Origin of the sequence: Starkeya sp. ORNL1, from assembly GCF_012971745.1 — a bacterium.
Taxonomy (GTDB): Bacteria; Pseudomonadota; Alphaproteobacteria; order Rhizobiales; family Xanthobacteraceae; genus Ancylobacter.
The window spans coordinates 1,157,475-1,172,723 of record NZ_CP048834.1; the positions used below are offsets into that span (position 1 = coordinate 1,157,475).

10 protein-coding genes are annotated in these 15,249 nt (G+C 67.5%); 5 read left to right on the top strand and 5 right to left on the bottom strand.

The window, feature by feature from the left end; translation table 11 throughout:
- Positions 1 to 23 precede the first annotated feature (23 nt).
- On the bottom strand, positions 24 to 1,148 hold the full coding sequence (locus tag G3545_RS05680) for an anhydro-N-acetylmuramic acid kinase (protein ID WP_246702705.1): 1,125 nt from the start codon (positions 1,146 to 1,148) through the stop codon (positions 24 to 26).
- Between the two features lie 81 nt (positions 1,149 to 1,229).
- Here G3545_RS05680 and tyrS point away from each other — a divergent pair, with 81 nt between their 5' ends.
- Positions 1,230 to 2,486: a tyrosine--tRNA ligase gene (tyrS, locus tag G3545_RS05685; protein WP_170010645.1), complete on the top strand. Its 1,257-nt coding sequence runs from the start codon at positions 1,230 to 1,232 to the stop codon at positions 2,484 to 2,486.
- A gap of 6 nt (positions 2,487 to 2,492) precedes the next feature.
- Here the strand turns inward: tyrS and G3545_RS05690 are convergent, their stop codons facing one another.
- Both G3545_RS05690 and G3545_RS05695 read right to left on the bottom strand, forming a co-directional pair.
- A complete protein-coding gene (locus G3545_RS05690) occupies positions 2,493 to 3,665 on the bottom strand; it encodes a transporter substrate-binding domain-containing protein (protein WP_170010647.1) in 1,173 nt (390 codons plus the stop codon).
- 210 nt (positions 3,666 to 3,875) lie between these two features.
- On the bottom strand, positions 3,876 to 7,439 hold the full coding sequence (locus G3545_RS05695; RefSeq protein WP_170010649.1) for a DUF3971 domain-containing protein: 3,564 nt from the start codon (positions 7,437 to 7,439) through the stop codon (positions 3,876 to 3,878).
- 163 nt (positions 7,440 to 7,602) lie between these two features.
- On the opposite strand from G3545_RS05695, the gene G3545_RS05700 reads away from it, so the two are divergent.
- The 3 genes from G3545_RS05700 to G3545_RS05710 all read left to right on the top strand — a co-directional run bounded on the left by G3545_RS05700 (position 7,603) and on the right by G3545_RS05710 (position 10,581).
- On the top strand, positions 7,603 to 8,070 hold the full coding sequence (locus G3545_RS05700; protein ID WP_170010651.1) for a peroxiredoxin: 468 nt from the start codon (positions 7,603 to 7,605) through the stop codon (positions 8,068 to 8,070).
- A gap of 162 nt (positions 8,071 to 8,232) precedes the next feature.
- Positions 8,233 to 9,438: a M23 family metallopeptidase gene (locus tag G3545_RS29865; protein WP_281411706.1), complete on the top strand. Its 1,206-nt coding sequence runs from the start codon at positions 8,233 to 8,235 to the stop codon at positions 9,436 to 9,438.
- Positions 9,439 to 9,522: 84 nt separating this feature from the next.
- The gene (locus G3545_RS05710) at positions 9,523 to 10,581 is read left to right on the top strand and encodes a methyltransferase domain-containing protein (RefSeq protein ID WP_170010656.1); all 1,059 of its coding nucleotides are present in this window, start codon (positions 9,523 to 9,525) and stop codon (positions 10,579 to 10,581) included.
- A 171-nt stretch (positions 10,582 to 10,752) separates the two neighbouring features.
- On the opposite strand, the gene prfB is transcribed toward G3545_RS05710, so the two are convergent.
- On the bottom strand, positions 10,753 to 11,883 hold the full coding sequence (gene prfB / locus G3545_RS05715) for a peptide chain release factor 2 (RefSeq protein WP_170010658.1): 1,131 nt from the start codon (positions 11,881 to 11,883) through the stop codon (positions 10,753 to 10,755).
- Between the two features lie 128 nt (positions 11,884 to 12,011).
- Between prfB and G3545_RS05720 the strand changes: the two genes are divergently transcribed.
- On the top strand, positions 12,012 to 12,626 hold the full coding sequence (locus G3545_RS05720) for a glutathione S-transferase (RefSeq protein ID WP_170010660.1): 615 nt from the start codon (positions 12,012 to 12,014) through the stop codon (positions 12,624 to 12,626).
- A gap of 135 nt (positions 12,627 to 12,761) precedes the next feature.
- Here the strand turns inward: G3545_RS05720 and G3545_RS05725 are convergent, their stop codons facing one another.
- Entirely contained in the window at positions 12,762 to 15,191 is a 2,430-nt protein-coding gene (locus G3545_RS05725; protein WP_170010662.1) for a penicillin-binding protein 1A, read from the bottom strand.
- Positions 15,192 to 15,249: the final 58 nt, after the last annotated feature.

Here is a 15,249-nt window from a genome sequence, read left to right on the forward strand (position 1 = left end):
ATGCTGAAGCCGAGCGACCCGGCCTAACTATGCACTCCGCCCCGCATCGGCTCGGGCACCCCCGTCGTCGTCGGGAAGCTCAGCGGCAAACCTTTCAGCGAGCGCACGGCAAGGAAGCCGAAGGCCTGCGCCTCCAGGAAATCCGCCGACCAGCCGACGGCATCCGCGCTCACCACCTCGACGCCCAGCCGCTCCGCCAGCATGCGCAGCAGCGTCGGATTATGGGCACCGCCGCCGGCGGCGATCACTCTTTGCGGCCGGCGCGGCAGCAGCGGCAGGACCGCCGCGACCGAGGCGGCGGTGAGTGCGGTAAGCGTCGCCGCGCCATCCTGCGTACTCATGTCGTCGAGGCTCGTCTGCTCGGCCACCCAGTTGCGGAAAGCGTTGCGGTCGAGCGATTTCGGCGGCGACAGCCGAAAGAAACCGTGGCGCAGCAGCCGCTCCACCGCCGCCTCGTCCACCGTGCCGTTCGCCGCCGCAGCGCCCTCGCAGTCGAACGCCTCGCCGGTGCGCTCCTTCATGAAATCGTCGATCAGCGCATTGGCCGGGCCGGTGTCGCAGGCGATCGGATCCGCCTCGCCATCGATGAAGGTGATGTTGGCGACGCCGCCGAGATTGAGCACCAGCAGCGGCTGCGGCCGGCCAAGCGCGCGAGCCAGCGCGCGGTGATAGACCGGCACGAACGGCGCGCCCTGCCCGCCGGCCGCGACATCGGCGGCGCGGAAATCATGCACCAGCCGCACACCCTGCCCGGCGAGAGGCCGCAGCGCCTCGATCAGCCGCGCACCATCGCCGAGTTGCACGGTGAGCCGCTCCTCCGGCTTGTGCAGCACTGTCTGGCCGTGGAAGCCGATCACATCGATGCCGCCCTCGACCGGGGATTCGGCGAGGAAGCGCGCCGCCGCCTCGGCATGGCGGGTGGTCAGCAGGATCTCAGCGCCGCGCAGCGAGCCGGGGCGTTCGGTGCGATCACCGAGCGTGGCCGCCTCCTCCAGCGCGCGGAAGAACAGCTGGCGGTCCTCCGGCGCGTAAGGGTAGGTACGACCCGGGCCGAAGCTCACGACCGTCTCGCCGTCGGTCTCGATTAGCGCCACATCGATGCCGTCGAGCGAGGTGCCGCTCATCAGGCCGATCGCTTTCATTGCCACGTCTCCCCGGGATGCACTGAAGGCTCGAAGCTGATACTAGACCCGCCCGACCTTAAATGATTGACCGCCAGCAGGCCGATTATGAGCAGCTACAAGTCCGATTTCCTGCGCACCCTCGACGAGCGCGGCTTCATTCATCAGATCTCCGATGAAAAGGGCCTCGACGACCTGTTCGCCAAGGAGACGGTGACCGCCTATATCGGCTTCGATCCGACCGCGCCGAGCCTGCATGCCGGCTCGCTGATCCAGATCATGATGCTGCACTGGCTGCAGGCCACCGGCCACCGCGCCGTCTCGCTGATGGGTGGGGGCACCGGCATGGTGGGCGACCCCTCCTTCAAGGACGAGGCGCGCCAGCTGATGACGCTGGACACCATCGAGGCCAATATCGCCTCGATCAAGCGGGTCTTCTCGAACTATCTGAGCTATGGCGAGGGCCCCAGGGACGCGTTGATGATCAACAACGCGGAATGGCTGCGCGCGCTCAATTACCTGGAATTCCTGCGCGATGTCGGCCGGCATTTCTCGGTCAACCGCATGCTGTCCTTCGACAGCGTGAAGACGCGGATCGACCGCGAGCAGTCGCTGTCCTTCCTCGAATTCAACTACATGATCCTGCAGGCCTATGACTTCGTCGAGCTGGCGAAGCGCTATGACTGCCGGCTGCAGATGGGCGGCTCGGACCAGTGGGGCAACATCGTCAACGGCATCGATCTCGGCCACCGCATGGGCACGCCGCAGCTTTATGCCCTGACCTCGCCGCTGCTCACGACCTCCTCGGGCGCCAAGATGGGCAAGTCGGCCAATGGCGCGGTGTGGCTGAACGCCGACATGCTCGGGCCGTACGAGTTCTGGCAGTACTGGCGTAATACCGAGGATGCCGACGTCACGCGCTTCCTCAAGCTCTACACCACGCTGCCGATGGCCGAGATCGCGCGGCTCTCTGCGCTCAATGGCCCGGAGATCAACGAGGTGAAGAAGATCCTCGCCACCGAGGTGACGGCGATCCTGCACGGCCGCGAGGCGGCGGAGGGCGCAGCCGAGACCGCGCGCAAGACCTTCGAGGAAGGCGCGATCAGCGCCGACCTGCCGACGGTCGAAGTGCCAGGGGCCGAGCTGGAGGCCGGCATCGGTGTGCTGGCGGCGTTCGCCGAGAAGGCGGGGCTGGTGGCCTCGAACGGCGAGGCGCGCCGTCAGGTGAAGAGCGGTGGGCTCAAGGTCAATGATGCCACCGTCACCGACGAGAAGGCGGTGCTGACCAAGGCCGACCTGACGCCGGAAGGCGTGATCAAGTTGTCGTTCGGCAAGAAGAAGCACGTGCTGCTACGGCCGCTGTGAGGCCCCTCACCGGCTGTTGTCGCTGCCGAACCACTTGTCGTAGATGGCCTGATAGGTGCCGTTCTCGACGGTCTTGAGCAGGCCGGCATTGACCACCGGGCGCAGGTCACTGCCGGCCGGGAAGACGATGCCGTAATCCTCGGTGCGGAACGGTGAGCCGGCGACCTTGACCCGGCCATTGCCGGCGTGACGGGCGTAGAACAGGATCATCGGGGTGTCATAGACGGTGGCGATGGCCTGTCCCTTCAACATGTACTCGACCGCCTGGTCGAAATTATCGAATTCCAGCGGATCGGCCTTCAGCTCCCGGAGATAGCGCGCCGAGGTGCTGCCGGAGATGGTGGCGACGCGCTTGCCGATCAGGTCGGCCGGCCCCTCGATGCCGCCGCGCAGCGACGAAACGGTGAGCGTGGTGGCGATCAGCGCGGTGAAGTAGGCGATCAGCAGCACACCCGCCGCCTTCCAGACGAAGGCCAGGAAACGACCGTACCAGCTCTTCGCCGTGGCGGAGGCCTGGCCGATCATGGCTTCGGCCGACCAATACAGCGTCTCTGCCATGCCGCGCCCATACGACTTCGGCACCAGCCACTCGCCCTCCTTGCGTCCGCGCTGCATGAACCAGAACAGGTGCGCCGGGATCAGCAGCAGCGCGAAGAACACCGCGAGCGCCGCCAGCACGTCGGAGGTGATGAAGCTTGCGAACACCGCGAGGCCGGGCCGCCCACCCGCCGGCACCAGTATGGACAGGCCGGAGCGGAACATGGGCTGGGAGAAGTCCATCACCAGCGCGCGGTCCGAGGTGACGGAGATGGCGGCGATGCCGGCGGGGTTCGCGCCGGTCCGCACCGAATCGAGCAGTGCCGGCAGCGTCGGATAGACCTGGAAGCGGCTCTTCAGGCCGGTCTCATTGGCGATCGCCTGCCAGAGCTCGACGCTGAAACCTTCAAGTTCGCCGGTCCCCGGCGTCTTGCCTTTGGCGCCCTTGTCCATGACGAAGGGTGGGATAAGGCGTGTCGCCACCACCAGTTCGGCGCCGGGCACGTAAGGCGGCGCGGTCTTCTGGGGTGCGACGCCCTGGATCCTGATGTCCTGCGCCGTGGCGGCGCCGGCACCGGCGATCAGGCAGGCGACCAGCGCGGCTGCGACCAGACCGATGTGTTTGAGAAGAAGTGCACGCATGGAAGACGCCCCCGAACCGGGCGTACGCTAACCGCGCGCAGCCTCAAGCGCCACCCGCCGCGGAGGACATAATTACCGGAGCGCGCTGCTTGAGCATCCTTCGAGGCCCGGCTTTGCCGGCCACCTCAGGATGACGTGGTTCTTCAAAGCAACGTCATCCTGAGGTGCGAGCGCAGCGAGCCTCGAAGGATATTCAAGCAGTGCGACGCCTTATCTGGTCGGCACCATCTTCGGCGGGGTCGGATCGGGGGCGGCGCGGAACTCGAAGATCTTGCGCAGGAAGCCCGGCGCCACCATCGAGATCGGGTTCACCCGCAGCGTCGGCCCGCTCATCGGCCCGACGATCTCATAGGTGACGCCGACCAGCCCCTCATTCGGGCCGCCGCCGAGGAAGAAGCCGAGAACCGGCAGCTTGCTGAAGATATTGTTCAGCCCATAGGCCGGCACATAGGTGCCGCGCACCGAGACGCGGTCGCCGGCAAAATCCATCAACCCGTCGAAGGTCGAGCCGATGGCCGGTCCCCAGATGGCGCCCTCGCGTATTGCGAGACGGCCCTGCGAGCGCTGGAAATCCACCTGAAGCTTGGAGAAGGCGATCGCCGCGCCCGGCGCCGGGCGGCCGTCGCGGCTCTGCGAGGGGGCAGCGGCGATCAGCCGGTCGAGGCCGCCTTCGCCGCGGATGACGAAGTCGCGCATATTGACGACGCCGTCCTGCGGCGCGCCGTCGCCGCGCGGGGCGTCGACATTGATCCAGAGATCGCCGCCATTGATCTTCGGGTAGAGGTCGATGAAGCGCAGCAGCGCGCCGGCATCGGTGGTGGCGATCTGCAGCATCGGCCGGCCATTGTCGCGGGCCTTCAACTCGCCGGTCACGCCGCCGTCGCGCCCGACCAACGCCCCCAGCGAGAAGGCACGCAGGTCGCCATTGCGGCGCGACATCTTCAGCACCGCCTGCCGCATCACCTCGCCATTATTGCCGGCGACGACGCCGAGATTGACATCGAGGTCGATGTCCATCGGCTTCTCGTCCTTGCGGCCGGCGACCGGCGCCTCGAGCAGGCTCTTCAGGAAGGCGCGGGCCTCGATCACCTCGCCGCGGACGGTGATCTTCAGCGCGCCGTCGTCGCTGTCGACCTTCACACTGGCCTTGTCGCCATCGGAGAGCTGGAAGGTCGGCAGGTCGGCCGAGACCAGAGAGGCCTTGGAATCGAGGACGATGTTGCCCTTTACGCTGACGCCGGAGCCGGTGATGGCGAGGTCGTCGAGCTTGGTGCCGCCATTGGTCATCGTCGCCTTGGCGGTGAGCTTGGCCGGCTTGCCGGCGGGCTTGGACCAGCCCGGCACCAATTCGGCGAGCCGCGCGGCGCCAAGGTCGAGTTCGACATCGGCGGTCTTGGCCTTGTCGTTCATCGTGCCGGAGAGCTTGACGCCGACCGTGCCGGAGAGGCCCGCAAGGTCGAGGTCCATGCGGTTGCGCGCGGCATCGTCGAGATTGGCGGCAAGGCGGAATTCGTTGTCGCTGCCGTCGCGCGGCTTGCGCAATTCGAAGCTCGCCGGCGCGCCGCCGATCTTGCCGTCACCGCGCAGCACGGTCGCGGCAGAGGTGGCAAACACCTTTACCGCCGCGGCCTCGAGCTTCTGGCCCATCAGCACCTTCTCGGCGCTGAAGCCGGCAAGGCTGGCCTCGAAGGCGAAGTCGACATCCTGCTCGGTCATCTTCTCGCGCAAGGTCAGGTTGATCTGGGCGAGGCCGTCTATGGTGCCTTTTACGCCGGCCGGGTCGACCTGCTCGCCCACCGGGCCGCGTAGCGGCGGGATCGACATCAATTCGACCGCGGCGGCTGCGGAGCCGGCAACCTTGACGGTTACCTTGGCGGCCGGGTTCTTCGGCACGGTGTTGGGAATGTCGAGCACGCTCTGCGGCAAAGTGATACTGCGCCCGCCGGGGGTGTCGAGCACCGAATTATTGACGACGACATGGGCGCTGCGGCCGCTTGCCTGCACGACGACGTCGGCCTTGCGCATCGGCGGCAGGCCGGGCACCGGGCGCAGCACGCCATTGCTGCCGGCCACGACGACGCTCAGCCCCTCGGCCGGGAGCGGGCGATCCTTGTTGCCGATCGAGTTGAGCGGCGCGTGGAAATTGACTTCCGCCTTGGTGACATCACCGGAGACGATGTGGTCGTAAACCCAGCGCCGCACATCCGGCGCCGCCAGGATCGGCCAAAGCCGCTTCAGCGCGGTGGCCGACATCGGCGCGCCGGAGACACTCATCTCCAGGAACGGTTCGGCCGCACCGAGATTGAGCTCGCCGCCAATGGTAACCCCAGCCAGCGGACCCGACAGAGTGCCCTGCTCGATCACCATGCGGCCGCCGGCGGGCTCGAAGCGCACGTCGAAGGCGGCGCGGTTGATGATCAGCGGCGGGTCCTTCTCGGAGTCCGGTCCGCCGCCGCCGAGCTTTGCGTCGAGGCTGGTGGCGTGCAGCCGCCAGGGCTGGCCGGGCACCGGAGGCGCCACGATCTCGGCGCCGACGGCGATGTCGAGCGGGCCGGCCTGCACTGCCAGCGGCTCGAACACCATCACCTTGCGCGCGGGGTCGAAGCGGAAGGTGATGGAGGCCTCGTCGATCACCATGCGGCCGGCGGCATCGGCGCCGATCTGCAGTTCGCCGGCCCCGGCGACCAGCTTGCCGGAACTGGCGACAAGGCGCCCTTCGGCGTCGATTCGGCTGTTGAGGTCGACGGACAGCGGCGAAGTGGCGATCAGGTCGCCATCGCCCTTGCCGGCGGCGATCATCAGATCGTGCGGGGAGAGGTCGCGGATCTGCACCGAGATCGGCCGCCCGTCAGCCCCGAGGGTGCCGATGGTGGCCTTGGCCGACCACGGCCCGTCAGTGCCGCCGGAGGTGAGGTCGAGCGTCATGCCGCCGGCCGGCGGGCGGCTCACCGCGATGCTGATATGCTCGAATGCCCAGCGCCGGCCGCTGATCTCGCTCTCGATGCGCAGCGTGCCGTCCTTGAGGCCGATATCGGTCAATGCGGCGCCGTCGAGCCCACCACGATCGATGCTGTCGGCGAGCACGGCCAGGCCCTGCAGGTGCATCGGGTCGAATGGCAGGGTGTCGGAGGGCGTCGGTTCGGCCGGCGGCGCAGCCGGCGCGGCGTCGGCCGTGGGCGCACCATTGGGTGCCGGCGCCGCCGCGCCCTGGGTGGTCCTGAGATCCGGTTGGCGCGCCGGCGCGTGCAGCGGCTTGGCGTTGCGCCCAGTAGCGACGGAGAGCTCACCCTGCGCATTGATGTGGACGGTGAGCTCGACGCCGACGAGATCGATACGCCGCGGCGTGGCAGTCCAGGGCATGGTGCCGGATTGCAGCGTCACCTCGGCTTGCGGCGCATTGGCGATGATCTCGCCCTGCGCATCGCGCACCGTCACGTCATTGACCCGCAGCAGCGTGCCGCCGGAAGCGTCCCGCGCCGCCGAAAGGCTGCCGATCTCCACCTTGTTGCCATTGCCGAGCCGCTCTTCCAGCGCCCGCGCCACATAGGGGCGGGCGAGATCGGCGGTGAGGATGCCGGAGGCGAACAGCGTATAGATCGCGCCGGCGCCGATCAGCACCAGCGCGACCAGCCCGCCGCACGACCAGCCGCAAAGGCGCAGCCAGCGACGACCGGCGCGCGGCGCCTCACAGCGCCGTGCCATGCGTCGAAGCTGAGGCCGCCGCCCCGCCTTGGCCCGGGCGATCGCGGCCTTCTGCGTCGTCTCGGCGTTCATCAGGCGCTCGATCCCCCGCACGCTCCGCCCCGATGCCGCCGTGGCCGAATAGTGGCGGCGGCATCGTCACGCAGGATGGCCGATCCATTCCGGATCGCAATCCGTATCGACAAATGTTTCCCCTTGATGCGAATTCCCTGAAAACCCGACGAAAGGAAGGCAGATGACGACGCTCACGGCCGGCGACCCTGCACCGGACTTCACGCTTCCCGCACCAGGCGGCGACACCCTTTCCCTCGCCGACTTTGCCGGGCGAAAGCTCGTAATCTATTTCTACCCCAAGGCGGGAACCGAGGCCTGCACCCGAGAAGCGCATGATTTCAATAAATTACGGGGAGATTTTGACGCAGCCGGCACCGCGCTGCTGGGCGTCTCGCCGGACCCCGCAAAAGCGCTCGGGCGCTTCACTGCCAAGCACGAGATCGGCTTCCCGCTGGCGGCGGACGAGGCCCACCAACTCATCGAGGCCCATGGAATCTGGGTCGAGAAAAGCATGTATGGGCACCGCTTCATGGGCGTGGAGCGCACCACCGTGCTGATTGACGCCACCGGCCACATCGCCCGAATCTGGCCGAAGGTCAAAGTCACCGGGCATGCGGAGGAGGTGCTGGCAGCGGCGCGCGCCCTCTGATTCGGCATCCGCGCGCCGGGCGATACCTGAAATTAACCATGCCGACGGGAAGCTCATACCGTCGATCGGCGATGATTCCCGGTGTGCGTGGCGGGTTGCATGGTGTCTCTAGCGCGTTCGCCTTCAAGAGCATGGCAATGGTCGCCCCCGCGATGGTCGCACGTGCTGCCGACCGTCGCACGCCGCCATCCCCTCGCCTGCGCCGGCGCGCTGCTGGCCGGCGCTTTCCTGCTCACCTGGTCGGCGGCGACCACCAGCTACATACTTTTCCATGACGATGCGCTGCGGCTCCTCAACAACCGGGCGCACAGCCAGGCCGAGGCCTATCAGCGGCAGATCGCGACACTGGAAGCGAGCCTCGAAGAGCAGCGCTCGCGTCTCGCGGTCGAGCAGCGGCGCACCGCCACCACGATCGAACAGTTGCGCCAGCGCCAGATCGCCATCGAGGCCCGGCACGGCCTGCTGTCCGACCTGATGAACGCCGCGCCCGAGGCGCCGCGTCCGCCGAAGAGCGGCGATCGCAGCAGCATGCTCAACACGCCCGCGGGGTCGCGGCCGATTTCCGACACCGTGATCCTGGGCGCCACCGACTTGCGCGAGGCCCGCCTCGAGGCCGGTGCGGAGCCGACCGCGCTTGCCTCCGCGCAGGCCGCTCCCGGGTCCTCCGATCTCGCCGCGCTCAATGGCACGCTCGACCGGCTGGAGCGCGAACAGGCCGGCGCGCTCGACGTGATCGAGGAGACGCTGGAGCGGCGCGACCGCCGCATCCGCACCGTACTGGCCGATCTCGGCGTCGCCGCGCCGGTGCGTCCAATCGGGGTGCCGATCCAGGCCGCCGCCGGCGGCCCGTTTGTGCCGGTCGGCCCGACGGGCGATGGCTTCGACCAGCAGAGCGGGCGGGCGCGGGCCATGCTCGCGGATCTGACCCAGCTGAAGCAGAAGCTCGACACCGTGCCGCTGCGCCGGCCAATCGCCGGGAGCATCGAGACCACCAGCGGCTTCGGCGTGCGCGTCGATCCGTTCCTCGGCAAGGCGGCGTTCCATACCGGCATCGATTTTCGCGGCGACACCGGCGATCCCGCGCGCGCTACCGCAGCCGGCACTGTGACGATCGCCGGCCGCGACGGCGGCTACGGGCTGATGGTCGAGGTCGACCACGGCAATGGGCTGGCGACGCGCTACGCGCACCTCTCCGCCATCAGTGTCTCGGTCGGCGACAAGATCGCGGCCGGCGGCGTGGTGGGCCGGGTCGGCTCCACCGGCCGCTCCACCGGGCCGCATCTGCATTACGAGACTCGCATCAAGGGCGAGCCGGTCGATCCGCAGCGTTTTCTGCGCGCGGCGGTGCGGCTCGGCGACATGAGCTGACGCCGCAGCTTCCGTGACGCGCGGCACTGCGAGGCGTAAGGTTGTGGCTGGTCGGTTTCCACCCGTTGATCCAGGGAGGGCACCATGCAGCCGGTCAACGAAGACAAGCTCAATCAATTCCTCGGCACGATGATCACCGACATGGGCGCGGCGATGACCGCCGCACTCGTGCTGGTGGGTGATCGTCTCGGCCTCTACAAGGCGCTCGCCGCCGAACCCATGACGCCCGGCGAGCTCGCCAAGCGCACCGGCACCGCCGAGCGCTATGTGCGCGAGTGGCTCTCGGCGCAGGCCGCCGCCGGCTATGTGCGTTACGACCCGGAGGCGAAGCGCTTCTCGCTCGATCCGGAGCAGGCCCTCGTCTTTGCCGACGAGGACAGCCCGGCCTTCCTCGGCGGCTTCGGCGACATCGTCCAGGCGGTGTTCCGCGACGAGCCGAAGATCACCGCCGCCTTCAAGTCGGGCAAGGGTGTCGGCTGGCACGAGCACGACCCATGCCTGTTCTGCGGCACCGAGCGCTTCTTCCGCACCGGCTACAAGCACCATCTGGTGCAGGAATGGCTGCCGGCGCTCGACGGTGTGGAGCAAAAGCTCATGCGCGGCGCCAAGGTCGCCGATGTCGGCTGCGGCCACGGCATTTCGACGCTTTTCATGGCGCAGGCCTACCCGAGGTCCACCTTCCACGGCTTCGACTATCATCCGGCCTCTATCGAGGCGGCGCGCCAGCGCGCGCAGGCGGCGGGCGTCGCCGACCATACGCAGTTCGAGGTCGCCTCGGCCAAGGCCTATCCCGGCGGAGGCTACGATCTCGTCTGCTGCTTCGACTGCCTGCACGACATGGGCGACCCGGTCGGCGCCGCGACGCATGTGCGCGAGACGCTGGCGCCGGACGGCACCTTCATGATCGTCGAGCCGTTCGCCCGCGACCGGCTGGAGGACAATCTGAACCCGATCGGCCGGGTCTATTACGCCGCCTCGACCATGATCTGCACCCCGGCCTCGCTCGACCAGGAGGTCGGCATGGCGCTCGGCGCGCAGGCCGGCGAGGCGCGCCTGAGCGAGGTGCTGCTCCAGGCCGGCTTCACCCGCATCCGCAAGGCGGCGGAGACGCCGTTCAACCTGATCCTGGAGGCGCGGCGGTAAGTCCGGGCCGCTCGCTCCTCAAGCGTCATCCCGGACGGCCGCAGGCCGATCCGGGATCGCAGGAAGGTGATGCGCAGGATTTTGCGCGATCCCGGCTCTACGCCCTTCGGGCTTCGGCCGGAATGACGGCTTTGGGGAGCGGGGAAGGAAGGATGTTCACGCCGAGCAGCCTCAGTCCACGTCCTCGACGCTTGCCGGGCCGCCGCCATAGGCGCGCTGCGCCAGAGCGGCTTCCATGAAGGGGTCGAGCGCGCCGTCCAGCACTTCCTGCGGGGTGCCGGTCTGCACGCCGGTGCGCAAATCCTTCACCAGCTGGTAGGGCTGCAGCACATAGGAGCGGATCTGGTGACCCCAGCCGATGTCGGTCTTGGCGGCCTGGTCGGCGGCGGCCTGCGCCTCGCGCTTCTTCAGCTCCAGCTCATAGAGCTTGGCACGCAGCATCTCCCACGCCGTGGCGCGGTTCTTGTGCTGCGAGCGGTCGCCCTGCGCCACCACGGCGATGCCGGTGGGGATATGGGTGAAGCGCACCGCCGATTCGGTCTTGTTGACGTGCTGGCCGCCGGCGCCGCCGGAGCGCATGGTGTCGATGCGCAGGTCGCTTTCCTTGATGTCGACGACGATGCGGTCATCGATGACAGGATAGACGTCGACGCTGGCGAACGAGGTCTGGCGGCGGGCGTTGGAATCAAACGGCGAGATGCGCACCAGGCGGTGCACGCCGGCTTCGGTCTTCAGCCAGCCATAGGCATTGTGGCCCTTCACCTGGATGGTCGCCGACTTGAGGCCCGCGGTTTCACCGGCGGATTCTTCGAGCAGTTCGACCTTGAAGCCGCGCCGTTCCGCCCAGCGCGTGTACATGCGCAGCAGCATCAGCGCCCAGTCCTGACTGTCGGTGCCGCCGGCGCCGGCATGGACTTCGAGATACGAATCATTGCCGTCGGCCTCGCCGGAGAGCAGGGCTTCCAGCTGGCGGCGGGCGACCTCGGCCTTCAGCTTGGCGAGCGAGGCCTCGGCCTCCTTGACGATGCCGTCATCGCCCTCGGCCTCGCCGAGTTCGATCAGCTCGACATTGTCGGACAGCTCGCGCTCGATGCGCTCGAGCGAACCGAGGCCGTCCTCCAGCGTGCCGCGCTCCTGCATCAGCTTCTGCGCGCGCTCGGGATCGTTCCACAGGTTCGGATCCTCGGCGAGCGCATTCAGCTCGGCGAGGCGCGCCTTGGAGCGGTCGAAATCGATGTGCTGCCGGAGCAGGCCGGCGGCTTCCCGGATCTCGTCGATGCTCGTTTCGAGATCGGCGCGCATATGTTGGACACTCTTCAAGGGGGTGCGAAAGGGGGCGGAAAATAGAGGCGACGGGGCTGACTGTAAACGCCCTCGATCCCAAGGCCGGCTTCGGTCATGCTGGCGGCGCAAAATCGGAGTTACAGCTTATGCGCCTGATCGGCATGATGGATTCGCCCTATGTGCGCCGCGTCGCGGTATCGATGAACGCCATGGGGCTCAAATACGACCATGAGCCGGTCTCGGTGTTCCGGCATTTCGATGCCTTTGCCGCAATCAATCCGGTGGTGAAAGCCCCGACCTTCGTCACCGACGAGGGCATCATGCTGGTCGATTCGACGCTGATCCTCGCCCATCTCGACCGCATAGTCGCTCCGGAGCGGCAGCTCTCGCCGACCACCATCGAAGCCCATGCCCGTGCACAGCGCGTGGTCGGACTGGCGCTCGCCGCCTGCGAGAAGACCATGCAACTGGTCTATGAGACCAAGCTGCGCCCGGAGGAGAAGCAGCACGACTGGTGGCGGGAGCGCGTGCTTAGCCAGCTTGCCGCCGCGTATCGGCTGCTGGAAGCCGAGATCGGCTCAGGCGAGACCTGGCTGTTCGGCGACCGGCCGCTGCAGGCGGACATCAGCTCGGCGGTGGCCTGGCGCTTCACCAATGGCGAATTGCCGGGCGTGGTCGCGGCGGAGGCCCATCCGAAGCTGGCGCGCCTCGCCGAGCGCGCCGAGGCACTGCCGGAGTTCGTGAAGGCGCCTTACGAGTGAGGCAGGTTGCGCGCCTTGAGCATCCTTCGAGGCCCGGCTTTGCCGGGCACCTCAGGATGAGGTCGCACTAAAAGAGCAACCTCATCCTGAGGCGCTCGCGCAGCGAGCCTCGAAGGATGCTCGCGCAGGGCGACCTCAGTACAGCCCGCCGGTGCCGTTGTTGCCGACCGCGCGGTCGGCTTCCGGGGTCACGTTCAACGAGGCGCCGCCGGAGCCGATCACCGAATAGCTGTCAGGCGGCGCGGTGCCGGGCTTGAAGGCTTCCAGGATCGCATTGTCGCCCGGCCCGGCGCGCAGGCCGGTCTTTGGATTGATGCGGATCAGCTTGATGCCCGGCGGCACGCGGAACGGCACCGCGGGACGATCGGCAATCGCCACCTGGAGGAAGTCGCGCACCACCGGGGCGGCGATAACGCCGCCGGTCGAGCCCTTGCCCATGGGCTTGGGCGTGTCGAAGCCGAGATAGACGCCGACCACGATGTCCGGCGTGAAGCCGATGAACCAGGCGTCCTTCTCGTCATTGGTGGTGCCGGTCTTGCCGGCGATCGGCTTGCCCAGCGCCTTCAGTGCCGTGCCCGTGCCGCGCTGGACCACGCCTTCCATCATCGACGTGATCTGGTAGGCGGTCATCGGATCGAGCACCTGCTCGCGCCGGTCGACCAGCGTCGGCTCGGCTTGGTTGGTCCATTTCTCGGCGTCGCAGCCGCGGCACTCGCGCTCGTCGTGCTTGTAGATGGTCTTGCCGTAGCGGTCCTGGATGCGATCGATCAGCGTTGGCTTGATGCGCTTGCCGCCGTTCGCAATCATCGAATAGCCGCTGACCATCTTGAACACCGTGGTCTCGCCGGCGCCGAGCGCCATGGAGAGCACCGGGAGCAGATTGTCGTAGATGCCGAAATTCTTGGCGTACTGCACCACGGTCGGCATGCCGAGATCATTGGCGAGGCGCACCGTCATCACGTTGCGCGACTGCTCCAGGCCGAAGCGCAGCGTCTGGGGCCCATAGAACTTGCCGGAATAGTTTTCCGGCCGCCATGTCTCCTGCCCGGCCTGCGCCAGTTCGAACGGCGCGTCGAGGATGACGCTGGACGGCGTGTAGCCATTGTCGAGCGCCGCCGAATAGACGAACGGCTTGAAGGAGGAGCCGGGCTGACGCATCGCCTGCGTCGCCCTGTTGAACTGGCTCTCGTCGAAGGAGAAGCCGCCGGCGAGCGCCAGCACGCGCCCGGTGTACGGGTCCATCGCCACCATGGCGCCTTCGATCTGCGGCTGCTGGCGCAGCCGCCACTGGCCGTCCTGGCCGGTGACCGGCTCGACATAGACGACGTCGCCCGGCTTCAGTACCGCCGAGACGCCGCCCTTGCCGCCGCGCCGCGCCCATTTCACGCCGTCGGGCGTCACCAGCCCGACATCGCGCGTGGTCATCAGCTCGCCGGACTTGTCGCGCTGCGGCTGCAGGCCGATCCTGGCCACCGTGTCGTTGCTTTCCAGCACCACGGCGAGGCGCCAGGGAATGTCGGTGAAGGTGCGCACATCGGCGAGCCGCGCGCCCCAGTCGCCCGAGGTCTCGATGCGCGTCACCGGCCCGCGCCAGCCGCGCTGCTCGTCATAGCGCGTCAGCCCGTCGAGCAGCGCCTTCTTGGCGATGACCTGGAGCTTCGGATTCAGCGTGGTGCGGACCGAGAGGCCGCCGCCATAGAGCTTGTCCTCGCCATAGCGCTCGAAGATCTCGCGGCGCACTTCCTCGGCGAAATACTCGGCGGAGAAGATGTGCGCGCCGGTCGGGCGCACGGTGACGGCGAGGTCTGTGGCCTTGGCCTTCTCGGCGTCGGCCACCGAGACGTAGCCATTCTCCGCCATGCGGTCGATCACCCAGTTGCGGCGCTCGACGGCGGCGTCGTGGCGGCGGAACGGGTGGTAATTGTTTGGGCCCTTGGGCAGCGCCGCGAGATAGGCGGCCTCCGCGACGGTCAGCTCGGAGACCGACTTGTCGAAATACAGCAGCGAGGCCGCGGCGACGCCATAGGAGCCGATGCCGAGATAGATCTCGTTCAGGTACAGCTCGAGAATCTTGTCCTTGGAATAGGTGCGCTCGATGCGTAGCGCCAGCAGCGCTTCCTTGATCTTGCGGTCGAACGAGACCTCATTGGTCAGGAGGAAGTTCTTCGCCACCTGCTGGGTAATGGTCGAGGCGCCCTGCGGGCGGCGGCCGGAGCCATAATTCTGCAGATAGGCGTAGCCGGCGCGGCCAATGCCGAAAATGTCAATGCCGCCATGGTCATAGAAATTCTTGTCCTCGGCGGACAGGAAGGCATCGATGACCAGCTTCGGAATATTCTGGATCGGCAGATAGAGCCGGCGTTCCTTGGCATATTCCGCGAGCAATGCGCCGTCGGCAGCGTGGATGCGCGTCATCACCGGCGGTTCGTAATTCTGGAGCTGCGAATAGTCCGGCAGATCCTGCGAGAATTTCCAGACGAAATAGCTCGCGCCGGCGCCCACCACCACGAACACGATCGTGCCGAGCGCGAACAGGAAGCCCATGAAACGCAGAAGCAGCCGCATCCGGCCCCGACCCCAATTGCTGCAACAGCGGCGAGAGACCTTTGTTTTCGGTCCTTCG

Bases quoted from the DNA above. Each gene is read 5' to 3' on its own strand.
- prfB (WP_170010658.1), bottom strand. From the start codon at position 11,883: ATGCGCGCCGATCTCGAAACGAGCATCGACGAGATCCGGGAAGCCGCC.
- G3545_RS05690 (WP_170010647.1), bottom strand. From the start codon at position 3,665: ATGCGTGCACTTCTTCTCAAACACATCGGTCTGGTCGCAGCCGCGCTG.
- tyrS (WP_170010645.1), top strand. From the start codon at position 1,230: ATGAGCAGCTACAAGTCCGATTTCCTGCGCACCCTCGACGAGCGCGGC.
- G3545_RS05720 (WP_170010660.1), top strand. From the start codon at position 12,012: ATGCGCCTGATCGGCATGATGGATTCGCCCTATGTGCGCCGCGTCGCG.
- G3545_RS05695 (WP_170010649.1), bottom strand. From the start codon at position 7,439: ATGAACGCCGAGACGACGCAGAAGGCCGCGATCGCCCGGGCCAAGGCG.
- G3545_RS05725 (WP_170010662.1), bottom strand. From the start codon at position 15,191: ATGCGGCTGCTTCTGCGTTTCATGGGCTTCCTGTTCGCGCTCGGCACG.
- G3545_RS05700 (WP_170010651.1), top strand. From the start codon at position 7,603: ATGACGACGCTCACGGCCGGCGACCCTGCACCGGACTTCACGCTTCCC.
- G3545_RS05710 (WP_170010656.1), top strand. From the start codon at position 9,523: ATGCAGCCGGTCAACGAAGACAAGCTCAATCAATTCCTCGGCACGATG.